We start from the raw sequence: 23,021 nt of genomic DNA, 5'->3' as shown, positions 1-23,021 counted from the left end.
CTGGCGAAGAAAATGTCGGCTTTCGAGCGAAAGCTCAATGACAGCTCTCCATCTGTGGACGCCCCCTGGAACGCAAGTGGCTTTTGGTGTGTAGGCACGATGTCGGTTGCTGCCATCTGTCCGGCCTCTGCTGCAGCTTTTGGCTGCGGGCCCGTATGGGAGTTCGCGGACCGGAACCAAGTCACCCAAAGCGTGCTCGCTGGCACGGTGGAAAGCACTGGTTCTTCCGGCCCCGTCTCGCCGACTGTTGTGCCATACCCTCCTTCGACCGACCTCGCGTCCCCGACAGCCTCTGACGCCGACCCCGGCTCTACGCCGTGGCCACCGCCGGAGCTCGGTAGCTTCCGCCCTTCGCCAGAAGGGCCCAGACGATGCGCGCCATCTTGTTGGCCAGCGCCACCGTCACCAGCATGCGGGGCTTTCGCGCCAGCATCTGTTCCAGCCACGATCCTTTAGGCGCTCCGCGTCGCGACGCCTGATGCACCACCGCACTGCTGCCGATGATGAGGAGACGTCGCAACGTGCGTTCGCCCATCTTCGAGATCGCGCCCAGCTTCTGCTTGCCACCCGTCGACCGTTGCAGGGGGGCAAGGCCGAGCCACGCGGCGAAGTCCCGTCCCTTGGCGAAGGTCTCGGCCACAGGAGCCAGGGCAATCAGTGCCGTTGCGGTAATGGGGCCGATGCCGGGGATGGTCATCAGCCGACGAGCCGTCTCGTCCTCCCGAGCCCGGCGGGCAATCTCCCGGTCGAGTTCGGCGATGCGGTCATCCAGGTCGGCCAGGAGGTTCAGCATCACCCGGAACATCGCGACAGCGGCAGGTGGAAGCAAGGAGCCCATCTCGTCCTCCAGAAGATCGCCCAGCATCGCCATATGCGACGGGCCTTTCGGTGCGACCCAGCCATACTCGGTGAGATGCCCCCTGAGGGCGTTGATCAGTTGGGTGCGTTGCCGAACCAGAAGGTCGCGGGTCCGGAAGAGGAGAGCCGAGGCCTGCTGCTCCTCGCTCTTGACGGCGACAAAGCGCATCGTCGGACGCTGCGCCGCCTCGCAGATCGCCTCAGCATCAACGGCATCGTTCTTGTGGCGCTTCACGAACGGCTTGACGTAGGCTGGTGGGATCAGCCGCACCTCATGGCCCAGCGCCATCAGTTCGCGGGCCCAGTGATGGGCACCGCCGCAGGCCTCCAGAGCCACCAGGCAGGGCGGCTGGGCTGCAAAGAAGCCGAGAAGCTTTGCCCGGCTCAGCCGCTTGCTGAAGACGCCCTGCCCACGCGCATCCGCACCATGCGCATGAAACACGTTCTTCGCGATGTCCAAGCCGATCGTGGTAACCTGGGACACGGACGCCTCCCTCGATTGGTGCTCAACACCACCACTCTGGCACAGCGATGCCGCCGGGGGGCGTCCACCCCATCACCCAACTCGGACCTTCGGCGCGGGTACCAGGCGTCAGATTTCTCCCACTAGCCGGGACCCTGCATGTCGACGAGCCCATCGTGCCGGAGCGATTGTCGATGCCGGATGGAGCCTTGCGCGCGTTATCGCTATGTCGTGGCTGGCCCACGTGGGATGACCGACCGATGCGCATTCCCTCGTTGCCCGACCATAGCGTGGCCGTCTCGGCTTGCCGGACCGAGAGGGGCCGCTTCCGATGGTCGGTGACGACCGCCGGCTATCACCCGTACCGCTCCCAGGCTTCCTACCCCTCAGCCTCCATCGCCCTCGTGGCCGGGATAGCCCACGCCCACGTCCTGGCGGACCGGCAGCCGATCAGGGGACGGATCAACGACGGGATCTGGATGTGACATCGCCTTCGAGCTCTCGTCCGAGTCACGGAGGCAGTTCACGATAAACTTAGGCGAATACCGATCCGGGGCGCATACTCGGTGTGTCACAGGATAACCCCATGTCCATTATCAAATTTCGACGTCCGCGGCGTTCTTCGGCTCCGCGGGCAGCCATCGTCGGCGCGACCCTTGCGCTGGAGATGGCGTTCCCCGTCATCCTGGATGAGGCAGTGTCCAACCGGCTCAATCGGGCCGTGGCGGCCCTCTTAGAGGCCGAAGCCATCCTGGCGCTTCAATGCCTGCCTGAAGCGGCCTGAGAACCTGCCGGGAGAATATGTCGGGGGCGGACCGCCACTTCCAGCGTCAAGGCACGGACGGCAGCGTCGAGGTCGGCTCCCTGCCGTCCATCCGGTCGGCGTAAGGGGGAACGTCCACGAGCGTTCCGATCAGGCGGAGAAGCGCTTGCTGCTCGGGCTTGCCGGTTCCGTCGCTGAGGAAGGCCCCAAGCTCGACGTGGCGGAGCCGTCCGCCGGATGGGCCATTGGGCTGGCGGATGACGAAGGCCCGGCCGTTCTCGGGCTCGCGGCCGAGATGCCAGGAGTCCCAATCGGGGGTTTGGTGAAGTTCCCGTCTATCCGACATCGCGTCCAGTCCTTTCGTTTATGATCGAGCATACCTCGAACGGAAAGAGCGCGCGAGAACCGGAAGTGTAATCATGTGATCCATAAGAATGGATCAGTAATCCGCAGCATGGTTTTTCACATGTGAGGAACGCTTCGTGCTAGAAGCACGCGTCGGCACCGGTCGGCGGAGGCCGATTAATGCCTATAAGATCACCGATATCGATTATTCGGCGGGCCGAATGCTTTGCGGAGTTGAACGCCTGCATCGTCGAGGCAGAAACCTCGACGTCGGCGCAAGCCGTCACCACCGGTATCCTCACGGCGACGGGGTTCGATACCTCGGAGGCCCTGCGGTGGCTGTGGGCCGACATGGACGCCCTGGCGACGTTGCGGGACGTTCGGCGCAGCTTCTTGGCGTAATTCGTTCTGCGACCGCTTGATGTTCACCCGGGAGCCTTTGAGCGAGCGACCCTAGTGCGGAAATCTAACGCTTCGTACTCCTATCGAACGTCCGAGAAGGGCGAGAATTTTTGTCCCTTCGCTTACAGGTGAATATTCGCCATAGCGGACGAAGACCTCTGGACGCAGTTGAGCCTCATGGCGAAACCCACCGCGTGCGCGCCGAGGCGCCGTTACTCGGCCGTCCTTACCGAAGGGAGGGAACCAAGTGCGTTTGCAAGGCCGCTCTGCTTCAATCCTCCGAACCGGGCGAATAGCGCTGGTAAGACGGCCAGGGTAAGCAGGGTCGCGCTGACCAAGCCTCCGATGACCACCGTCGCCAACGGCTTCTGCACCTCCGCCCCCGTGCCCGTCGCCAGCGCCATCGGCACGAAGCCCAGCGCCGCCACCAGCGCCGTCATCACAACCGGCCGGAGCCGGGTCATCGCCCCCTCGCGCACGGCGGTCCGGACATCACCCCCCTCGGCCACCAGCAGCTTGATGTGGTTGAGGAGCACGAGACCGTTGAGCACCGCGACGCCGGAGAGAGCGATGAATCCCACCGCCGCCGACACCGAGAACGGCATCCCCCGCAGCCACAGGGCCGCGACCCCTCCGGTGAGTGCCAACGGCACCGCGCTGAAGACGATTGCCGCGTCCCGGGCCGACCCGAGCGCTCCGAGGAGCAGGATGAAGATCAGGGCGAAGCAGGCCGGCACCACAGCCATCAGGCGCTGGCGTGCCGCGGTCAGGTTCTCGAATTGGCCGCCCCAGCGTACCTCGTAGCCCGCCGGCAGCGTCACCTCCTTGGCGATGCGATCCTGCGCCTCGGCCACAAGCGAGCCGATGTCTCGGCCACGCACGTTGGCGGTCACCACCACGCGTCGGCGACCGTCCTCGCGGCTGACCTGGTTCGGCCCTTCCGTGAAGCTGAACGACGCGACCTGGCGCAACGGCACGCTTGCGCCCTCCGTCATCCCGGGCTTGGCCGGCAAGGGGACCGGCAGGTTCCTCAGCGCCTCGACGTCCCCGCGGATCGCATCGGACAGGCGCACGACGATCTTGAAACGGCGGTCGCCCTCGAACACCAAGCCGGCGTCCTTGCCGCCGATGGCCGTTCCGATGACGTCCTGCACGTCGGCGAGGCTCAGGCCCCTGCGCGCGATCTCGCGTCGGTCGATCCTGATGTCCATGAACGGCAGGCCGACCGCCTCCTCCACCTTGACGTCGGCGGCTCCTTCGAGTCCGCGCAGGATGCCGGCGATCTTGTTGGCGCCCTCGACCATCGGGCCGAACTCCTCCCCGAACACCTTGACTGCGAGATCGTCGCGCACGCCGGCGATGAGCTCGTTGAAGCGCATCTGGATCGGCTGCGAGAACCCGAGCAGGGTGCCGGGGATCAGCTTCGCCTCCGCCTCAAGCTGGCCGATGAGTGCTTCCTTGCTCAGGCTCGGGTCGGGCCAGGCGGCTTGGGGCTTCATAATGAGGTAGGCGTCGCAGGCATTTGGCGGCATCGGGTCGGCGGCGATGTCCGGGGTGCCGCATCGCGAGAACACGAAGGCGATCTGCGGGAACTTGCTCATCGCCTGCTCGACGCCGAGCTGCATGGATTGCGATTGCGAGATCGAGGTCGACGGGATGCGCCGGGCCTCCATGACGATGTTCTTCTCGTCGAGGGTCGGGGCGAACTCCTGCCCGAGGGTCGTGAACAGGGCGCCTGCAAGACCGAGCAGGACGACCGACCCGAGGATGAAGGCCATGGGCGCCCGGATCGCGCCGTTGAGAAGCGGGCGGTAGGCCGCCTTAATCCCTCGGATGAGGACATTCTCGGACTCGCTCACCCGTCCGGTGACGAAGGTCGCGATCGTCGCCGGTACGAAGGTCAGCGACAGCACGAACGCTGCTCCCAAAGCGATCAGCACCGTCAGGGCCATCGGCGTGAAGGTCTTGCCCTCGACCCCCGTGAAGGTCAGGAGGGGCACGTAGACCAGGATGATGATGGCCTGCCCGTACACGGTGGGCTTGATCATCTCCTCGGCCGAGACCCGCACCGTGACGAGCCGCTCGTCGAGGGAGAGCTTGCGTCCGAGCTCGTGCTGGCGCTCGGCGAGGTGGCGCAGGCTGTTCTCGGCGATGATGACCGCGCCGTCGACGATGAGGCCGAAGTCGAGCGCGCCCAGGCTCATCAAGTTAGCGCTGATGCGGCCGGCCAGCATACCGGTGGCCGTCAGCATCATCGCGACCGGGATGACCAGGGCCGTGATGATGGCCGCGCGGATGTTGCCCAGCGCCAGGAACAACACCGCGACGACCAGCAGCGCCCCTTCCGCCAGGTTCTCCGCCACCGTCCGGATCGTGGCGTCGACGAGCTCCGTCCGGCTCAGGAGAGTCCGGGCCTTGATGCCGGGCGGGAGCAGCTTGTTGATCTCGGTGATCTTGGCGTCCGCCGCAGCCGACACCGTACGACTGTTGCCGCCGATGAGCATCAGGGCGGTACCGAGGACCACCTCGTGCCCGTTCTCGCTCGCCGAGCCGGTGCGAAGCTCCCGACCGATGGTGACCTCGGCGACGTCCGCGATCCGTATCGGCACCCCGGACCGGGTGGCGACCACGATATCGGCGATCTCGCCCACGTTCTCGATCAGGCCGCCGGCGCGGACGATGTAGCCCTCGCCGTTGCGCTCGACGTAGTTCGCCCCGCGGGTGGCGTTGTTGGCCTCGACGGCATCGGCCACGTCCTTGAACGACAGGCCGTAGCCGACGAGTTTCATCGGGTCGGGCTGGACCTGGTACTCTTTGACGTAGCCGCCGATGGCGTCGGCGCCGGCGACCCCGGGCACGCTTTTCATCTGCGGACGGATGATCCAGTCCTGCACCGTGCGCAGGTAGACCGTGCGACGGAACTCGTCGGTGAGGCGCTCGCCCTCGGGCGTCAGGTAGCTGCCGTCGGTCTGCCAGCCGGGCTTACCGTCGCGGACGGGCGCCCCTTCACCCGGCGGGAGGTACTCGACCGCCCACCAGTAGATCTCGCCGAGGCCGGTGGAGATCGGCCCGAGCTTGACCTCGACCCCGGGCGGCAGCGTCCCGCGCACCTCGACCAGACGCTCGTTGACCTGAGACCGGGCGAAGTAGACGTCGACCTTGTCGCTGAACACGGCGGTGAGCTGGGCGAAGCCGTTGCGGGAGAACGACCTCATCGTCTCCAGGCCGGGGGTACCGGCAAGCGCACGCTCGATCAGCACCGTGACCTGCTTCTCGATCTCCACCGGGGTCAGCGAGGTCGCGACGGCGTTGATCTGGACCTGGTTGTTGGTGACGTCGGGCACGGCGTCGATGGGCAGCCGTGCCAGCGACCACGCGCCGAGTGCGGTGGCGATGAGCGTCACCAGGATGACCGCGTATCGGTTGGTGACGGAGAACGCGAGGATCGGGCGGATCATGGGCTCAGTCCTCCGCCGCGGACTTGCCGAGCTCGGCCTTCAGGATGAAGCTGTTGGCGACGGCGATGACGTCGCCTGGCTCCAGCCCCGACGTGACCTCCACGCTTCCGTCGTCGGAGCGCCCGATTCCCACGGGTCTCGCCTCGAAGCCGTCCTCCACTTTCACGAACACGGTCGGCTTGCCCGCGATGGTCTGGATCGCGTCCGAGGAAACGAGGGCGCGCACCGGCTTGTCCGAGACCGCGATCTCGGCCGAGACGAAGGACCCAGGTCGCCAGTGCTCCTCGGGGTTGGGCAACTCCGCGACCACCCGGGCGGAGCGGGTGTTCTGGTCGAGGATCGGGCCGATGAAGACGATCTTGCCCTGGGCCTCCTCGCCGGTCGCCTGGATCCGCACGGTGACGGTCTGGCCCTCGCGGGTCAGCGGCAGGTCGCCCGGCGAGACCGCGAGGTCGACCCAGACCTGGGCGAGGTTCACGACGCTGTAGAGCTCCGTCTCCAGGTTGTCGCGACCGACCGCGGCGCCGAGGTCGACCCGGCGCTCGACGATCTTGCCGGCGATGGGGGAGCGGATCTCCTGCCGCTCGAATTGCGCTGCTGGTAGGGTCGGCAGCGCCTCGATCTCGGCAGGGTTCAAACCGAGGAAGGTGAGCTTGCGCCGGGCGGCGTCGACCTTGACCTTGAGTTCCTCGTAGCTGGCCTGGGAGCGCAGGTACTGCTGCTCGGACGAGATGCGCTTGTCCCAGAGCGACTGGTCGCGCTCGTACAGGGTCTTCTGCAAGGCGGCGGACAGGCGGGCGGCGAGGTACTCGCCCTTGGTGTCGGCGATCTCGCGGCTGTCGAGCAGCGCGACGACCTCGCCCTTGGCGACGTGGTCGCCGAGGCCTTTTCGCAGTTCCGCCACCGTGCCCTGGGTCTTCACCGCGATGCGGGCGGTGTTGTTGGCGCTCGGAACGATGGTGCCCGGCACGTGGAGGTGGCGGGAGAGCCGGCCGCCCCGGACGGCGTCGACATGGATACGGGCCTTGGCGACCTGCTCAGCGGTCAACCGGACGAGGCCGGGCTCGTCCCGGTGCGCGTCCTCGGGCTTCGAGGCGGCCGCCGGCGTCGGTGCGGGGCTGCCTGACGCGACGCGACCGAAGGCCGGAAAGCCGCCTTGGGCAAGCCGCGCGCGGAGCGCGTCCGTCGCGCTCGGCCAGACGGTCGCGATCAGGAAGCCGCCGCCGACGGCTCCCAGGACGATGAGGATGCGTTTGAACATGTCGATGCCATGAGCCCTCGCCGCCGTCAGCCCGCGAAGGCGGGTCCGGGGAGCGCGGGTGCCGTTGGAGGAAAGGGCCCGACGTGGTCGGGCAGCCCGGCCTCAGCCCCTGGGGGGCTCGAACGGCGCTCGTCCTTGCCCCCGAACAGGGAAGGTGTCCTGGACGACCCGGAACCGAACGTCGGCGCCGGCCAGCGTGGCCGTCACGCCCGCCGGCTGGGCGGATGCCAGGGTCTGCGCGTGGGATTGCGCATGATGGGCGAGGTCTCCAAAGCCGGAACCGTCGGGACCCTGGTCATCGTCGTGGTCGCCGTGGTCGATCCCGTGAAAGGCGTGTGCATGGGCGGCCGAGCTCTCGCCGCGCGCTTCCGCGACCAGCGGCATGACCGAGGTCGCGATCAGCACGAGTGCGATGAGCACCGCCAGGAACCGTACGATCCGACCCAATCCCGACGCCACCGCTTACCCATGCGGACTCACCGGGACCGCAAATCCGTCTTCCCATATCCTACCCGGGGGGATAGGATGTCAACATGCAGCATGCGTCGCACCCTGACATCGTCAAGCGCCTTAAGCGCGCCCACGGCCACCTCGCCGGCGTCATCGCCATGATCGAGGAGGGCCGCCCCTGCGTGGATCTCGCCCAGCAGCTCCATGCGGTCGAGAGCGCGATCACGAACGCCAAGCGGGTCCTGATCGAGGATCACATGGAGCACTGCCTCGCGGACGGCGTCGGGCACGGGGGCAAGTCCGCCAAGGACGCCCTCTCCGAGTTCAAGGCCATGGCGAAGTACCTCTAGGACCCATCACCATGCTCAGCGTCCTTGCGAACCGGACCTACCGGCATCTTTTTGCCGCCCAGGTCATCGCCCTTGTCGGCACCGGGCTGCTCACCGTCGCCCTCGGCCTGCTCGCCTACAAGCTGGCGGGCGAGCGGGCCGGCGCCGTTCTGGGCACTGCCCTCGCCATCAAGATGGTCGCCTACGTCGTGCTCGCGCCCATCGCCGGCGCCTTTACCGGGCAATTGCCCCGCCGCGCCTTCCTGGTCGCCACCGACCTCGTCCGCGCCGCCATCGCCCTGCTGCTGCCCTTCGTCGACCAGGTCTGGCAGGTCTACGTCCTGATCTTCGTCCTCCAGTCGGCGTCGGCGGCGTTCACCCCGACCTTCCAGGCGACCATTCCCGACATCCTGCCGGACGAGCGCGACTACACCCGGGCCTTGTCCCTCTCGCGGCTCGCCTACGACCTGGAGAACCTGCTCAGTCCGGCGCTGGCAGCCATCCTTCTGACCGTCGTGCCCTATAACGCCCTGTTCGGTGGGACGGTGGTGGGCTTCCTAGGTTCCGCGGCCCTGGTCGTCTCCGTGACGCTTCCGGCGGCAATCCGTGCGGAGCGGAAGGCCGGCATCTATGACCGGACCACACGGGGACTCCGGATCTATCTTGCGACCCCGCGCCTGCGTGGGCTCCTCGCCATCAACTTCGCCGTCGCAGCGGCGGGTGCCATGGTCATCGTCAACACAGTGGTGATCGTTCAGGGCCTCCTTCACCGGCCGCAGACGGACGTCGCGATGGCACTCGGACTGTTCGGGGGCGGCTCCATGATCGCCGCCCTGACGCTTCCACGCGTCCTCGACCGGCTGTCCGACAGGGCCGTGATGATCCCGGCGGCCGCCCTGCTCGGTGGCGTACTGCTCTGCGTGGCCGCGATGACCTGGGGTGGGGCGGCAGGTTGGCCGCTTCTGCTCGAAACCTGGCTCGTCCTCGGCGTAGCCTATTCCGCCGCCCAGACACCGACAGGCCGCCTGCTGCGCCGCTCTGCAACTGCCGAGGATCGGCCGGCCGTCTTCGCTGCCCAATTCGCCCTGTCGCATGCGGCCTGGTTGGTGACCTACCCACTGGCGGGCTGGCTTGGCGCGTCGGTGGGCATGTCTGTGACGTTGGCCACCCTCGGGGCCCTGACGCTGGCCGGCGTCGCCGCCGCGGCCTGGCTTTGGCCGGCTTCCGATCCCGACGTGATCGAGCATGCCCACGCCGACCTGGACCCTGGTCACCCGCACCTTCACGGGGACCGGCTCCACGCCCATGCGTTCGTCATCGACGACCTGCATCACCAATGGCCAGCGCGGGCGGGTTAGCCGCAAGCCACCTCAGGAGCGCTTCTTGGCAGGTCGGACCGCGCCACCGACCTGCGCCACGCGACGCGGCAGTTCCCGCACGAGCATCGTTCGCCGGTAAGGCGTCAGCTTCTTCCATTCCCGGATCTCCGGGATGGTGCGGCCGCAGCCCAGGCACCAGCCGGTCCGTCCGTCGAACTCGCAGACCGAGATGCAGGGGTCGTCCTTGCGCATGGTAGGCCATCTCCTTCCGTCGAGAACTCGTCACATCTCGACATATGTAGGGTAGCCCCCTATATTACCAGAGGAACGGAGCGCCTGACCCATGGCCCACACCATCAAGGACAAGTCCAAGCTCCTGGCCCGCGTGCGTCGGATCAAGGGACAGGCGGAGGCGGTCGAGCGCGCCCTGGAAGCCGAGATCGGCTGCACGGATGTGCTGATGCTGGTCGCGTCGATGCGGGGCGCCGTGAACGGCCTGACCGCCGAGCTGATCGAGGATCATGTCCGCCACCATGTCGTGAACCCGGACAACGAACCGGATGCCGACCGCGCCAAGGGTGCCGCCGACCTGATTGAGGTCGTCCGCACCTACCTGAAATGACGAAGGCCGCCCGATGACCCCGCTCACCGACCTGCTGCAACAGGGCACCGCGCACGCCTGGCTGTTCGTGCCGAGCGCGATCCTGCTCGGGGCCCTGCACGGGCTGGAGCCCGGCCACTCGAAGACGATGATGGCGGCCTTCATCATCGCGGTGCGCGGCACCGTCACCCAAGCGGTCCTGCTGGGCTTGGCGGCGACGCTCTCGCACACCGCGGTGGTCTGGCTGATCGCGCTTGGGGGTCAGTACCTTGGGCAGGAATGGGGAACGGAAGCAAGCGAGCCGTACTTCCAGCTCGTCTCGGCCCTTCTCATCGTCGGCATCGCACTCTGGATGGCTTGGCGCACCTGGCGGGAGCAGCACGACGGGCATGACCACCACCATCACGGCGAAGAGGTGAAGCACGTCACGACGCGCGCTGGCCTGCTGACGCTGGAGGTCTTCGAGGATGGCGTGCCGCTACGCTGGCGCATCCGCTCGGAGCGCGGCCCCCTGCCGGAGGCGAGCGCACTGACGGTCGAGATCGTCCGTGAGGGTGGGGTGACGCAAGCCTTCGGCTTCGCTGCGAAGGACGGCTACCTGGAGAGCCTTGAGGAGATCCCGGAGCCGCACGCCTTCACCGCGCGCCTCAATCTAAGCGGCTCGGCCGGTGTCGAGACCCACGAGGTCCGCTTCGAGGAGCACGATCACGATCACGACCACATGAACCTGGGCGAAGAGGACGACGCCCATGCCAGGGCGCACGCCGAAGACATCCGCCAACGCTTTGCCGGGCGCAGCGTCACCACCGGTCAGATCGTGATGTTCGGGCTCACGGGCGGGCTCATCCCGTGCCCGGCGGCCATCACCGTCCTCCTTCTGTGCATTCAGCTGAAGCAGTTGAGCCTCGGGTTCGTGCTGGTGGTGTGCTTCAGCATCGGCCTCGCGGTCACGATGGTCTCGGCCGGCGTGCTGGCTGCTTTGAGTGTGAAGCACGTCGCGAGCCGGTGGTCACGCTTCGGCGCCTTCGCCCGACGCGCACCCTATGCTTCCGCCGGGCTGATCGTCCTCGTCGGCCTCTACACGGGCTGGCTCGGATGGGAGGGCATCCACCACCGTCATCACCAGCATGCGCAGCTCACGACCCTGGCCGCGCCCTCGGCAACCCGGTTGGCGCTCCGGTGAACGGTTCATCCGTCATGCAGGCATTCCCTGACACTGTAGGTGTCACCGCCATTGGTAGCGGAACCGGGTCGATGATATCCTCGACCCAGGAGACCTTTTGTTGAGAGACCTGCTGCCCCTTCTGCGCCGGATCGGCACCAGCCTCATGCTGGTGGCGCTGTTGGCGTTCGTGGTTGGCAACGTGATCGTCCCCGCTACCGCATCGGCACCGGCGGAGCGTTTCGCCCATGCGGGTCCCGCGAACCTGCACATGCACGGCGACGGGTCGGTGCACTCCCATCTGGCCGCGACATCGGTCGCGACCGATGAAGGTGACTGGCCTGACTTCCCCCCGCTCGATGATCCGGGCGACCACGAGCATCAGAAGGCGTCCTGCTGTAATCTGCTCCAGCCGGTCGCCCTTCTCGGTGGAGACGTTGGCATAACAGGGCCGGTCCCTGGTTCGGCGTCCCTTGCCCTGCCGCCCCAGTTCCAGCCCTTCGGCATCGACCCGAACGACTTGCGACGACCTCCGAGAACCCTGTCGGACGCCTAGACGCGGACGTGCCCCACGGGCGCGGCCGCACGATGCGCTCGCTCGACAGGACCTCACAACGTGACCCGACATCTGAACGACGCCCGCGGGCGGCTGCGCAGCCGTATCCTCGGGTGGGCCATGCTCGCGCTGGCCTCGGCAGGCCTATGCCTCACCGGTTTGCCATCCCGCGCCGGGGGCGGCGACGACCATACCCACGCGACCGCGCCGGTCGCGGTAGCGACCCAGGGCGTGCCCCGCATCGCCCTGCAGTCCGACCTCTACGAGGTCGTGGGGACGCTGCAGGACCTGCGGCTGACGCTTCACGTCGACCAGACGGACGACAACGAGCCGGTGATTAACGCCACGGTGACCGTGACCCTCGGGGACGTCCCGGTGAACGCGACGCCGACCCCGGGCGGGACCTACGTCGTAGCCTCGTCCCGGCTTGCGGAGCCGGGACCCGTCGACGTGGTCGTCTCCATCTCCGCCCCCGCCGGTGACGATCTGCTCATCGGATCGCTCGCCATCCCGGGCCTCGAAGGCGATGCGGTGACCCAAGCCCTATCGGGCCACGACCATGGCTCCATCGTCGACCGTGCCCGGGAAGCCGTGGCGCCGCTTCATCGGGGCCAGACCTGGGTTCTCGGCATCTTCGCCGCTGGTCTAGGGCTTGGCCTCCTCCTACAAAGCCGTCGCGCGCGCCCGGTGGCCCTCGTCACCGCCGGAATCCTGGTGCTCGTCACGACCGGGTTCGCGTTCGCCCATGGTGGCGAGGATCACGACCACGACGCGCCCGTCGCGGTACCGGGGACCAACACGCCCCAGCGCATGCCCGACGGGGCGGTCTTCGTGCCCAAGCCCTCCCAGCGCATCCTGGAGGTCCGCACCACCGTCGCCAAGCCGGCCACCGTCGAGGCCGCCACTCGCCTCATCGGCAAGGTCATCCCGGACCCGAACCGGGGTGGTCTCGTCCAGAGCATCGGCGGCGGCCGCGTCATCGCCCCGCCGTCCGGCATGCCGCAACTCGGTCAGGCCGTCCGCAAGGGCGACGTCCTCGCCCATGTCGAGCGCCCCATCATCCAGGCCGACCAGGCCATCGTGGTCGAGAAGGTCGGCGAGATCGAGCAGATGATCGGGCTGGCCGAGGCCAAGCTCGCCCGGGCCAAGCGCCTCGTGGCGACCGGGGCGGGAACGACGATTTCCGTGTCGGACCTGGAGATCGAACTGGAGGGCATGCGCAGCCGTCGCGCCGCCGTCAGCGATATCCGCACTACCCCGGAGACCCTGACCTCGCCGGCCGATGGCGTCATCGCGTCGAGCCGGGTCGTCGCCGGCCAGGTCGTGCAGGGACAGGACATCCTATTCCAGGTCGTGGACCCGAAGAACCTTTGGGTCGAGGCCCTGGCGTTCGAGACCCTGCCGCCCCTGCCGGAGGATGCCACCGCCCTGACCGTGGAGGGCATCACCCTGAAGCTGTCTCCGAAAGGCGTAAGCCGCGCCCTGCAGCAGCAGGCAACGGTGGTGCAGTTCGCCGTGATCGACCCGCCGGCCAACCTGCGGGTGGGCCAGCCGGTGACCGTCCTGTCCCGGACCGGCGCCAGCGCCACCGGCATCGTCCTGCCGCGCAACGCCGTGGTCCGGTCCGGCAACGGCGAGGCCATGATCTGGCGCCACGTCGAGCCCGAACGGTTCGAGCCGCGTCCCGTCCGGATCGAACCCCTCGACGCGACCCGCCTGATCGTCCGGGCCGGCGTGGCCGAGGGTGACCGCGTCGTCGTGCGTGGTGCCGACCTCATCAACCAGATCCGGTGAGGCCGCCATGTTCGGATTGATCGTCCGCGCCAGCCTGCGCAATCGCCTCTTCGTCCTCGCCGCGGCCGTCATCCTGGTGGCCTACGGCAGCTTCGTGCTGCCCCGGCTCCCCGTCGACGTGCTGCCCGACCTCAACCGGCCCATGGTCACCATCATGACCGAGGCCGAAGGGCTCGCTCCCCAGGAGGTCGAGCAGGTCGTGACCTACCCGGTCGAGGCGGCCATGAATGGCATGCCGGGCGTCGCCCGCGTGCGCTCGGTCTCCAGCCCCGGCCTGTCCATCGTCTACGTCGAGTTCGACTGGTCGACCGACGTGTACCGCAGTCGGCAACTCGTCTCGGAAAAGCTCGCCATCGTGCGCGAGGCCCTGCCGCGCGGGGTCAGCCCACACATGGGGCCGGTCACCTCGATCATGGGCGAGATCCTGCTCGTGGCCATCACGGCGGACGCCATTCCCGCCATGGAGGTGCGCGAGCTCGCCGACTTCACCATCCGTCCGCAGATCCTGAGCATCTCCGGGGTCTCCCAGGTCATCCCCATCGGCGGCGAGGTCCGCCAGTACCGGGTCTCGCCGGACCCGGCCGCGATGCAGAACCTCGACGTCACCCCGGAGCAGGTCGAGACCGCGGTCTCGCGCTTCGGCACCAACACCGGCGGCGGCTTCATCGACCAGCACGGGCGCGAGTACCTCATCCGCAATGTGGGCCTCACCAAGCGCCTCGACGACCTGCGCAACACCGTGGTGACCTACCGCCAGGGCCAGCCCGTGCTCCTGCGGCAAGTCGCGGGCGTCGACTTCGCCCCGGCGGTCAAGCGCGGCGACGCCGGCTTCAACGGTCGCTCGGCCGTCATCGTCTCGATCCAGAAACAGCCCGGGGCCGACACCGTCGAGCTTACCCGAAAGATCGAGGCGGCCCTCGATTCCATCCAGAAAACCCTTCCGGCGGGCGTGAACGCGAAAAACATCCAGTTCCGGCAGGCGACCTTCATCGAGGCCTCGGTCGGCAACGTGAAGCGCGTCCTGATCGAAGCCGGCGTCGTGGTCGCCATGGTCCTGGTCGCGTTCCTCATGAACGTGCGGGCGACTGTCATCTCGCTGACGGCCATCCCGATTTCGGTGCTCGTCACGGTGACGGTGTTCCAGGTCCTCGGGCTGACCATCAACACGATGACCCTGGGCGGGCTGGCCATCGCCATCGGCGAACTCGTCGACGATGCCGTGGTGGACGTCGAGAACATCATCCGGCGCCTCGGCGAGAACCGTGAGAGCGCCACCCCCCGGCCGGTACTGAAGGTCGTGGCGGCGGCGAGCCAGGAGGTTCGCTCGGGCATCGTCTACGCCACCCTCATCGTCATCCTGGTGTTCGTGCCCCTGTTCGCCCTCTCCGGCATCGAGGGCCGGCTCTTCGCGCCATTGGGCGTGGCCTACATCGTCTCGATCCTGGCGAGCCTGATCGTCTCCATCACCCTGACGCCGGTGCTGGCGTCGTACCTCCTCGCCGGGAGGACCGGCCATAAGGCCGCCGACACCTGGCTCGTGCGCCACCTCAAGCGCGGCAACGCCGCCCTGCTGTCCTGGGCCTTCGGGAACCGCGCGATCCTGCTTGGGCTGACCGGGGTCGCCGTCATCGTGGCCGGCGTAGCCGCGACCCGGCTCCCCCGGGCGTTCCTGCCGCCCTTCAACGAGGGCACGCTCGCCCTCGGGCTGGCCTACAACCCAGGCATCTCGCTGGGCGAGAGCCACCGCCTCGGCCTTGTCGCCGAGCGCCTCATCGGCGAGGTGCCCGAGGTGGTCTCGGTCGGCCGCCGCACCGGGCGGGCCGAGATGGACGAGCATGCCGAGGGCGTGCATTCGAGCGAGCTAGACGTCGACCTGAAGCCGGGCCGGCCGAAGGAGACCATCCTCGCCGACCTTCGTGCCCGCCTCGCGGTGCTGCCGGCCGTCCTGAATGTGGGACAGCCGATCTCGCACCGGCTCGACCACATGCTGTCCGGCATCCGGGCCGAGGTCGCGATCAAGATCTACGGCGACGACCTCGACACGCTCAGGAGCCTCGCCGAGACCCTGCGGACCAAGGTCGCCGGCATCGACGGCATGGCCGACCTCCAGGTCGAGAAGCAGGTCCGCATCCCCCAACTCCGGGTCGACGTCGACCATGAGCGGGCGGCCCTCTACGGCCTGACGCCAGCCTCCGTCACGGATGCCCTGGCGACCCTGAGCAACGGGCGCACAGTCTCTCAGATTATCGAGGGCAATCGCCGCTTCGACGTCGTCATCCGGCTCAGGGTCGAGGACCGCTCGACCACCGGCCTGGGCGACTTCCTGATCTCGACCCCGGCCGGACGCATCCCCTTGCGCAGGGTTGCCGACGTCACCGAGGCCGACGGCCCGAACCAGATCAACCGCGAAAACACCCAGAGGCGGATCGCGGTGTTCGGGAACACCGACAAGCGGCGAGACCTCGCCGCGGTGGTGGCGGACGTGCGCAGGGCGGTCGACGAGACCCGGTGGCCGGCAGGCTACCGCGTCGGGCTGGAGGGGACCTTCCAGGCGCAGGAGGAAGCCTCCACGCGGATCGGCCTGTTGTCGCTGGTGGCCCTCGCCCTGATCTTCACGGTGCTGTTCGGGCGGTACCGCTCGGTACCCCTGGCCCTCATCGTCATGGCCAGCATCCCGCTGGCCCTGATCGGCAGCGTCGCAGCGCTATGGCTTGCCGGACAGCCGCTCTCCGTCGCCTCGATGGTCGGCTTCATCACCCTGGCCGGCATCACGGCCCGCAACGGCATCCTCAAAATCTCGCACTATCTCAACCTCGCGCTCCACGAGGGCGAGGCGTTCGGGCCGGCCCTCGTCGTTCGCGGGAGCCTGGAGCGCCTGACGCCTGTGCTGATGACCGCGCTCTCCGCCGGACTGGCGCTGCTGCCCCTCGTGGTCGGCGCCGACGAGCCGGGACGCGAGATCCTGCATCCGGTCGCCGTGACCATCCTCGGCGGCCTCGTGAGTGCGACCGTGCTCGACACCCTTCTGACGCCCGTCCTGTTCCTCGCGTTCGGCCGCAAGGCCCTGGAGCGATTGCAAGCGGCCCGGAGCGGCGGCCTCACCCCCGCCGAAGCCTTCTGACCACTACGGAAAGGAACTGACCCATGAAGAACACGACCCTTACCCTCGTCGCCGCCCTCGCGCTCTCGACCTCGGCCCTCGCTGCCGGCGGCGGGCATTCCCACAAGGGCCCGAATGGTGGCGCCCTCATCGACGTGACCGGCGGGCATGCTGAGTTCGTCGACACTCCGAACGAGATCGCGCTTTACTTCAGCGACGAGGACGGAAAGCCGCAAACGGCCAAGGGCGCCTCGGGCAAGGCCACCGTGCTGTCGGGCGGCAAGACCGAGACGCTGGTGCTCTCGCCGGCTTCCCCGGAGAAGCTCACGGCTCCCCTCTCGCAGCCTCTCGCCAAGGGCGACAAGGTCGTGGTCTCGGCCAGGACCGCGGACGGGCGTTCGATCCAGGTCCGTCACGTCGAGAAGTGAGACCCTGGCGCGGGCAGAACATTCCCGGCCCGCGTCCCACGACGGTGCCTTCGCGTCAGCCCAGGCATCTTAGGACCGAGGCGAGTTCATGCGCTTGGTCGAGGGTGAGGCCAGAACTGACGACCGCACCGTCACGGACCAGCGTGTGGGTCCCGTCGTTGGCCGTCTTGATCTTGATGGACATGGGGTCCCAAGGTGGACGCCGGCGTCGCGGCGATGCCCAAGCTTAGCCATGCTAAGCCTTCAGGCAACCGCGACGCACGCCTCCACACGGCAGGGATTGCCGCGGTGGCGCCTTCAAGCCGTGTCCGTACCAACGGAATATCGGGTGGCGCCTCGACGTTCACCAGATCGATAGAGTGGGGATAAGCCGATTTCCGACGACGCATGGTCGACCGCACTGGGACTGGTTGCGGTCCTAGTCCTGGTGTTCGCCAACGGGTTCTTCGTGGCGGCCGAGTTCGCCCTGGTCTCGGTACGCCGCAGCCGCGTCGCCGAATTGGTCACGGAGAGGCGGACGAACGCTACGGCCCTGCAGAGGGCGACAGACCGCCTGGATGCTTACCTCGCGGCGACCCAGTTCGGCATCACCCTCTCGTCCCTGGCGCTCGGCTGGGTCGGCGAGCCCGCGCTCGCGCACCTGATCGAGCCGGCGCTCGAATGGCTGCCAGGCACCCTTGGGACGGTGGCGTCCCACACGGTAGCGGTGGTGATCGCGTTCTCCATCATCACGTCTCTGCACATCGTGCTCGGCGAGCTCGCCCCGAAGAGCCTGGCCCTGCAACGAAGCGAGCATACGGCGCTCGCCGTGGTCCGTCCGCTCGGCCTGTTCCTGCTCGTCTTCCGTCCAGCCATCCTGTTCCTGAACGGGCTTGGCAATGGAGTGCTTCGCCTGTTCAACCTGCAGGCCGGACACGGCGAGGGCTCGCTGCACTCGACCGCCGAGCTCAACCTGCTCATCCAGGCGAGCCAGGAGGCCGGGCTCATCCGCGAGGTCCAGCAGGAGGCGGTCGAACGCATCTTCTCCATCGGCGAGCGCAAGATCCGGGACATCATGACCCCGCGCCACGAGGTCGAGTGGATCGACGCCGATGACCCGCGCAACGAGGTGCTCAAGGCCCTGCGCACCTACGAGCACGCCCAGGTCGTGGTCAGCCGCGGCGAGGTCGACGAGATCGTCGGCGTCGTGCGCAAGCAGGACCTCCTCGACCAAGTGCTCGACGGCAAGGACATCGACATCGCGGCGGCCATCCAGCCGCCCATCGTCGTCCACGAGAGCATGACCATCCTGGCGGTGCTGGAGACCTTCCAGAGCCAGCCGATGCGCATGGCGGTCGTGGTCGACGAGTACGGAAGCCTGGAGGGCATCGTCACCCAGACCGACCTCCTGGAAGCCATCGCCGGCGACATCCCGGAGGCGGGCGAGGAGCCGGATGTCGTCGAGCGCCCGGACGGATCGCTCCTCATCGACGGCATGATGCCGGCGCGCCAGGCCTTCGAACGCCTCGAATTTTCGGAAGTGCCCGCTTCCGACGACTTCACCACCCTGGCCGGCTACGTGATCTTCCAGTTGGGGCGGATACCGGCGGTCGGGGATGCCTTCGAGGCCGGAGGTTGGCGCTTCGAGGTGGTCGACCTGGATGGCCGCCGCATCGACAAGATCCTCGCCAGCCGGGTGAACTGAGCATGCGCACGCACCCCGTCCTGATGGCCGTCATGGTCCTGACGCTGGGTCCCGTAGGGGCCGTGGCCCAACCGGCCTCCTGTCGTCTCGGCGAGGCGAGCTTCAGGCCCCTCCGCGGCGCATCCGAGTTCGAGCTTCGCAGCCGACGCGCAGGCGATGCTATCGGGTGGGATCTCGTCGTCACGGCGACCGGTGAGACGTACCCCTTCCGGACGGAGGTGGAATCGCCCGCAACGGAGTGGGTGCTCGTCTCCGAGGCCAATACCCAGGGCATCGACCCCGGTGTCAGGACGCCGATGACGCCGCGTCGCGAGGACGGCGCGGTTGCCGCGGACGGCAACGGTGTCGCCAGGCTTTCCTTCCTCCACCTCGCGCAAGGGTTCATCGCGCATCGCGAGCGGGCGGGGCGCCTTTCCGGGGCGGGCATCTCCCCACCATCCGGCGTGTGGACGCTGAGCGGCTGCGGATCGCGATGATGATCTGGCTTGACACTCCTCGGTGTTGGGTCATGTATTGCGCCATCGGGATGCGATCTCCCGACGAGGCTTAGGCCGAAGCATCGCGTCCAACCTGCATATCCCTGCAAGGACGCGCCGTGGCCTTACCCAACTCGATTTCCGTCGACAAACTTGCTCGCCTCATCGGCACCCCGGCATGCTCGGTGCTCATCGATGTGCGCTCAGCCGCCGACCTGCGGTCGGACCCGCGCCTGATCCCGGGCTCGAAGCCGTACGCCTGGGAACGGGTTTCGGAGTGGGGAAACACCCTCCGCGGTCGCTCCGCCGTCGTGATCTGCCAGGAAGGGCACGCTCGTAGCCAGGGTGTCGCCGCCTGGCTGCGGACCCAGGGCGTGGCCGCCGAGACCCTGGAAGGCGGGATCGCGGATTGGGTTGCTGCCGAGCGACCCATGGTGCCGCTGGACAAGCTGCGGAACCGTGACCCGCAGGGCCGAACGGTGTGGGTGACCCGGTCGCGGCCCAAGGTCGACCGCATCGCCTGTCCCTGGCTCATCCGCCGCTTCGTCGACCCCGACGCCGTGTTCCTGTTCGTGCCGCCTTCCGAAGTGGCCGAGGTCGCCAAACGCTTCGACGGCGAAGCGTTCGACATCGACGATGCCGGGGTGTTCTGGAGCCATCGCGGCGAACTCTGCACCTTCGACGTCATGGTCCAGGAACTGGGCTTGGCCACCGACCCGCTCCTGCGCCTCGCCACGCTGGTCCGGGGCGCCGACACGGGCCGTCCTGACTTGGCACCCGAGGCGGCCGGGCTCCTCGCCGCCTCGCTCGGCCTGTCGCGCATCTACGCCGACGACCTGGAGCAGCTCGACGCCGGCATGCTGCTCTACGACGCCTTCTACCGCTGGTGCCGGGATGCCTCGGAGGAAACCCACAACTGGCCGACCAACAAGCCGAAGGGGAGGTCCTGACATGGCAGGAGCCACCCTCGGCCACGTCGCCGCACGAAGCCCAGACGCCTCCGACACGCCAGCCCCGGTGACTCTGCGCGAGGCCGTGCCGGTCTGGGCGCGCATCGCCTCGCTCTCCTTCGGCGGACCGGCCGGGCAGATCGCCGTCATGCACCGCATCCTCGTCGAGGAGCGGCGCTGGATCTCCGAGAACCGCTTCCTCCACGCCCTTAACTTCTGCACCCTGCTGCCGGGGCCCGAAGCGCAACAGCTTGCCACCTATGTCGGCTGGCTCATGCATGGCACCCGCGGCGGGCTCGTCGCCGGTGGCCTGTTCGTCCTGCCCGGCGTGATTGCGATCATGGCCCTGAGCTGGGTCTATGCCCTCTACGGCAACGTCGGGATCGTGGCCGGCCTGTTCTTCGGGCTCAAGGCGGCCGTGCTCGCCATCGTCGCCCAGGCGGTCCTGCGGATCGGTCGTCGGGCCCTGAAGAGCCGGACCATGGTCGGTCTGGCGGCGGCGTCCTTCGTGGCCATCTTCTTCCTCGACGTGCCATTCCCCGTCATCGTCCTGACAGCGGGGGTGATCGGCTACCTTGGGGGCCGGGCCGGCCTTCCGCAGTTCCAGGCCGGCGGAGGCCATGGCGCGTCCGGGAAGGCGGACGGCGGCCCCTACCTCCTCGCAGACGACGAACTCCCGCAGGAGAGGGCCGCGCACGGCCATACGTTACGGACGCTGGCAGTCTGGGGCGCGCTCTGGCTCGTGCCTGTCCTCGCGGTTCTGGCGCTGCTCGGACCTGCCAACGTGTTCGGCCAGATCGCGGTGTTCTTCTCGCAGATGGCGATGGTGACCTTCGGGGGCGCCTACGCGGTCCTGGCCTATGTGGCCCAGCAGGCGGTCGACCACTACGGCTGGCTTCGGCCCGGCGAGATGCTGGACGGCCTCGGCATGGCCGAGACCACGCCCGGCCCCCTGATCATGGTCACGCAGTTCGTGGGCTTCATGGCGGCGTTCCGCAATCCCGGCGCGCTCCCACCGCTCCTCACCGGGACGCTCGGTGGCCTGCTGACCACCTGGGTGACCTTCGCGCCTTGCTTCCTCTGGATCTTCGTCGGCGCACCTTACGTCGAGCGTCTGCGCGGCAACCGCGCCCTGGCCGGAGCCCTCGCGGCCATCACCGCCGCCGTAGTGGGGGTGATCCTGAACCTGGCCGTGTGGTTCGCGCTCCACACCATCTTCGCCCAGGTGACGCCCTTCGTGGCGGGGCCGCTCAGGTTCGACGTGCCGGTGCTGGCGAGTCTGAACCCTTGGGCCCTGCTCCTCTCCGCGGCCGCCATCCTCGCCGTCTTCCGGTTCAAGGTCGGCATGATCCCGACGCTGACGGCCTGCGCAGCGGCAGGCGTCCTTCTTCACCTCGCCGGAGTGGTCCTTTGAAACGCATCCTGATGCTAGGTTCGCTGGCCCTTCTCATGGGCGGCGCCGGCCAGACAAGCGCACTTGCCAAGGTCGTCAGCTTCGTCGGTGGTCCCGATGGCGGCGTCCCCTACGACTTCGAGCCGATGCAGACCGGGGGCGGTAAACCGGGCGAGTGGAAGGTCGTCGAGGACGGATCGGCCCCCGGAGGCCGGGCACTCGACCAGACCAGCCAGGATCCCACCGATGGCAGGTTCCCGGTCCTGGTGCAGTCAGCGGGGGCGCCGGCCGACGTCTCGGTCGCGACCCGGATCAAGCCGATCTCGGGCCGGGTCGACCAGGCCGGGGGCCTCGTCGTGCGCCTGCAGGACGCGAACAACTACTACGTGGTCCGCGCCAACGCGCTCGAAGGCAACGTGCGCTTCTACAAAGTGACGGGCGGCAAGCGGGAGCAGTTGGGCGGAGCCGACCTGCCGGTCACCGCAAATGCTTGGCACGACCTCAGGCTCGATGCGCAGGGAGACCGCTTCACGGTGTCCTTCGATGGCCGCGAGCTGTTCACGACAGTGGACGCCACGATGGCCGCCCCTGGCAAAGTCGGCTTCTGGACCAAGGCCGACAGCGTAACGCGCTTCGATGCGCTCAGCGTGCGTCCGCTGCCATGAACGGCTCGGTGGCACCGGCCGAACGGATCGCGGTCGCGCTCTTCCTCACGGTGGTCCTGATGGGAGCCGCCTGTGCCGGCGAGCCGCTTCGCAAGCTCTCCGGCGGCGAGATCGCCGGCAGGCTGACCGGCATGGAACTCACAGACGAGGTCCACTGGACCTACGTCTTCGGGAAGGGCGGGCACATGACGTCGGTCTCCCTCGGCACCCGAGGCGCGGGCACCTGGCGCGTGCGCAACGACGAACTCTGCCTCGACGGCGGCCCTGACGGCGCCCGCTGCTTCGAGGTCTGGAAAGCGGGCCGGCGCGTCGAGCTCAGGCGCGATGGGATGCTCCCCGACGACGCCATTCTGCAGAGGCCGCAAGCACGCCGCTAGCGGCAGCCTCCACCACAAGGAAGAAACCTATGTCCGAGTCCCACGACATCGACCGCCGCAACCTGTTCCTCGCCGGCGCGGGCCTTGCCGCCGTCGGCTTAGGCGCGGGTTCGGCCGCCGCCGCGGACGGACCTGCGCCCGGGCAGCCCGCAATCAAGCTGCCGCCCTATACCGCCAAGCCCCTGCC

24 protein-coding genes are annotated in these 23,021 nt (G+C 68.0%); 17 read left to right on the top strand and 7 right to left on the bottom strand.

The features are described 5' to 3' along the window. Nucleotides 1–310: 310 nt before the first annotated feature. Nucleotides 311–1,342 (bottom strand): IS110 family RNA-guided transposase, encoded by a 1,032-nt coding sequence (locus tag OF380_RS20495; protein WP_147018767.1) that lies wholly within the window; start codon nucleotides 1,340–1,342, stop codon nucleotides 311–313. A gap of 239 nt (nucleotides 1,343–1,581) precedes the next feature. On the opposite strand from OF380_RS20495, the gene OF380_RS20490 reads away from it, so the two are divergent. Both OF380_RS20490 and OF380_RS20485 read left to right on the top strand, forming a co-directional pair. Continuing rightward, nucleotides 1,582–1,806 carry a hypothetical protein gene (locus OF380_RS20490; protein ID WP_186812994.1) on the top strand — a complete coding sequence of 75 codons (225 nt, stop codon included), beginning with the start codon at nucleotides 1,582–1,584 and terminating at the stop codon, nucleotides 1,804–1,806. A gap of 101 nt (nucleotides 1,807–1,907) precedes the next feature. Then, nucleotides 1,908–2,105: a hypothetical protein gene (locus OF380_RS20485; RefSeq protein ID WP_147018768.1), complete on the top strand. Its 198-nt coding sequence runs from the start codon at nucleotides 1,908–1,910 to the stop codon at nucleotides 2,103–2,105. 46 nt (nucleotides 2,106–2,151) lie between these two features. On the opposite strand, the gene OF380_RS20480 is transcribed toward OF380_RS20485, so the two are convergent. Further along, on the bottom strand, nucleotides 2,152–2,430 hold the full coding sequence (locus OF380_RS20480; protein WP_147018769.1) for a hypothetical protein: 279 nt from the start codon (nucleotides 2,428–2,430) through the stop codon (nucleotides 2,152–2,154). Between the two features lie 233 nt (nucleotides 2,431–2,663). Between OF380_RS20480 and OF380_RS20475 the strand changes: the two genes are divergently transcribed. Next, nucleotides 2,664–2,831 carry a hypothetical protein gene (locus OF380_RS20475; protein WP_186812995.1) on the top strand — a complete coding sequence of 56 codons (168 nt, stop codon included), beginning with the start codon at nucleotides 2,664–2,666 and terminating at the stop codon, nucleotides 2,829–2,831. Between the two features lie 212 nt (nucleotides 2,832–3,043). Here the strand turns inward: OF380_RS20475 and OF380_RS20470 are convergent, their stop codons facing one another. The 3 genes from OF380_RS20470 to OF380_RS20460 all read right to left on the bottom strand — a co-directional run bounded on the left by OF380_RS20470 (nucleotide 3,044) and on the right by OF380_RS20460 (nucleotide 7,997). Continuing rightward, nucleotides 3,044–6,289: an efflux RND transporter permease subunit gene (locus OF380_RS20470; protein ID WP_147018770.1), complete on the bottom strand. Its 3,246-nt coding sequence runs from the start codon at nucleotides 6,287–6,289 to the stop codon at nucleotides 3,044–3,046. Nucleotides 6,290–6,293: 4 nt separating this feature from the next. Beyond that, entirely contained in the window at nucleotides 6,294–7,550 is a 1,257-nt protein-coding gene (locus OF380_RS20465) for an efflux RND transporter periplasmic adaptor subunit (protein ID WP_147018771.1), read from the bottom strand. 102 nt (nucleotides 7,551–7,652) lie between these two features. Beyond that, nucleotides 7,653–7,997, bottom strand: a complete 345-nt coding sequence (locus tag OF380_RS20460; protein WP_264047119.1) for a hypothetical protein — start codon at nucleotides 7,995–7,997, stop codon at nucleotides 7,653–7,655. Nucleotides 7,998–8,083: 86 nt separating this feature from the next. On the opposite strand from OF380_RS20460, the gene OF380_RS20455 reads away from it, so the two are divergent. Together OF380_RS20455 and OF380_RS20450 are read left to right on the top strand one after the other, a co-directional pair. Beyond that, nucleotides 8,084–8,350, top strand: a complete 267-nt coding sequence (locus OF380_RS20455) for a metal-sensing transcriptional repressor (protein WP_147018773.1) — start codon at nucleotides 8,084–8,086, stop codon at nucleotides 8,348–8,350. An 11-nt stretch (nucleotides 8,351–8,361) separates the two neighbouring features. Continuing rightward, nucleotides 8,362–9,687 (top strand): MFS transporter, encoded by a 1,326-nt coding sequence (locus OF380_RS20450; protein WP_147018774.1) that lies wholly within the window; start codon nucleotides 8,362–8,364, stop codon nucleotides 9,685–9,687. Nucleotides 9,688–9,699: 12 nt separating this feature from the next. On the opposite strand, the gene OF380_RS20445 is transcribed toward OF380_RS20450, so the two are convergent. Beyond that, the gene (locus OF380_RS20445) at nucleotides 9,700–9,900 is read right to left on the bottom strand and encodes a DUF1289 domain-containing protein (protein WP_147018775.1); all 201 of its coding nucleotides are present in this window, start codon (nucleotides 9,898–9,900) and stop codon (nucleotides 9,700–9,702) included. A gap of 91 nt (nucleotides 9,901–9,991) precedes the next feature. On the opposite strand from OF380_RS20445, the gene OF380_RS20440 reads away from it, so the two are divergent. The 6 genes from OF380_RS20440 to OF380_RS20415 all read left to right on the top strand — a co-directional run bounded on the left by OF380_RS20440 (nucleotide 9,992) and on the right by OF380_RS20415 (nucleotide 17,289). Further along, on the top strand, nucleotides 9,992–10,270 hold the full coding sequence (locus OF380_RS20440) for a metal/formaldehyde-sensitive transcriptional repressor (RefSeq protein WP_147018776.1): 279 nt from the start codon (nucleotides 9,992–9,994) through the stop codon (nucleotides 10,268–10,270). A gap of 13 nt (nucleotides 10,271–10,283) precedes the next feature. Continuing rightward, nucleotides 10,284–11,432 (top strand): nickel/cobalt efflux transporter, encoded by a 1,149-nt coding sequence (locus OF380_RS20435; RefSeq protein WP_147018777.1) that lies wholly within the window; start codon nucleotides 10,284–10,286, stop codon nucleotides 11,430–11,432. Between the two features lie 100 nt (nucleotides 11,433–11,532). After that, nucleotides 11,533–11,967 carry a DNA polymerase III subunit gamma/tau gene (locus tag OF380_RS20430; RefSeq protein ID WP_246687726.1) on the top strand — a complete coding sequence of 145 codons (435 nt, stop codon included), beginning with the start codon at nucleotides 11,533–11,535 and terminating at the stop codon, nucleotides 11,965–11,967. A 60-nt stretch (nucleotides 11,968–12,027) separates the two neighbouring features. Beyond that, a complete protein-coding gene (locus tag OF380_RS20425) occupies nucleotides 12,028–13,761 on the top strand; it encodes an efflux RND transporter periplasmic adaptor subunit (RefSeq protein ID WP_264047113.1) in 1,734 nt (577 codons plus the stop codon). A gap of 7 nt (nucleotides 13,762–13,768) precedes the next feature. Continuing rightward, complete coding sequence (locus OF380_RS20420) at nucleotides 13,769–16,882, top strand: efflux RND transporter permease subunit (protein WP_264047111.1); 3,114 nt, start codon at nucleotides 13,769–13,771, stop codon at nucleotides 16,880–16,882. Between the two features lie 23 nt (nucleotides 16,883–16,905). Beyond that, nucleotides 16,906–17,289 (top strand): hypothetical protein, encoded by a 384-nt coding sequence (locus OF380_RS20415; RefSeq protein ID WP_147018779.1) that lies wholly within the window; start codon nucleotides 16,906–16,908, stop codon nucleotides 17,287–17,289. Between the two features lie 55 nt (nucleotides 17,290–17,344). On the opposite strand, the gene OF380_RS20410 is transcribed toward OF380_RS20415, so the two are convergent. Then, nucleotides 17,345–17,473, bottom strand: coding sequence for a hypothetical protein (locus OF380_RS20410; RefSeq protein ID WP_264047108.1), 129 nt, complete (start codon nucleotides 17,471–17,473; stop codon nucleotides 17,345–17,347). Nucleotides 17,474–17,716: 243 nt separating this feature from the next. Between OF380_RS20410 and OF380_RS20405 the strand changes: the two genes are divergently transcribed. The 6 genes from OF380_RS20405 to OF380_RS20380 all read left to right on the top strand — a co-directional run bounded on the left by OF380_RS20405 (nucleotide 17,717) and on the right by OF380_RS20380 (nucleotide 22,834). Beyond that, the gene (locus OF380_RS20405) at nucleotides 17,717–18,973 is read left to right on the top strand and encodes a hemolysin family protein (protein ID WP_186812996.1); all 1,257 of its coding nucleotides are present in this window, start codon (nucleotides 17,717–17,719) and stop codon (nucleotides 18,971–18,973) included. A 2-nt stretch (nucleotides 18,974–18,975) separates the two neighbouring features. Then, entirely contained in the window at nucleotides 18,976–19,449 is a 474-nt protein-coding gene (locus OF380_RS20400) for a hypothetical protein (protein ID WP_147018781.1), read from the top strand. Between the two features lie 119 nt (nucleotides 19,450–19,568). After that, nucleotides 19,569–20,399, top strand: a complete 831-nt coding sequence (locus OF380_RS20395) for a chromate resistance protein ChrB domain-containing protein (protein ID WP_147018782.1) — start codon at nucleotides 19,569–19,571, stop codon at nucleotides 20,397–20,399. A gap of 1 nt (nucleotide 20,400) precedes the next feature. Beyond that, nucleotides 20,401–21,813: a chromate efflux transporter gene (gene chrA, locus OF380_RS20390; protein ID WP_147018783.1), complete on the top strand. Its 1,413-nt coding sequence runs from the start codon at nucleotides 20,401–20,403 to the stop codon at nucleotides 21,811–21,813. Then, nucleotides 21,810–22,457, top strand: coding sequence for a LamG domain-containing protein (locus OF380_RS20385; protein ID WP_246687728.1), 648 nt, complete (start codon nucleotides 21,810–21,812; stop codon nucleotides 22,455–22,457). The genes chrA and OF380_RS20385 overlap by 4 nt, the downstream gene beginning before the upstream one ends. Before the next feature lie 8 nt (nucleotides 22,458–22,465). Then, nucleotides 22,466–22,834 (top strand): hypothetical protein, encoded by a 369-nt coding sequence (locus tag OF380_RS20380; protein ID WP_246687729.1) that lies wholly within the window; start codon nucleotides 22,466–22,468, stop codon nucleotides 22,832–22,834. Nucleotides 22,835–23,021: the final 187 nt, after the last annotated feature.

Source organism: Methylobacterium sp. FF17, assembly GCF_025813715.1.
Taxonomy (GTDB): Bacteria; Pseudomonadota; Alphaproteobacteria; order Rhizobiales; family Beijerinckiaceae; genus Methylobacterium; species Methylobacterium flocculans.
This window is presented reverse-complemented; position numbering and strand designations above follow the sequence as displayed.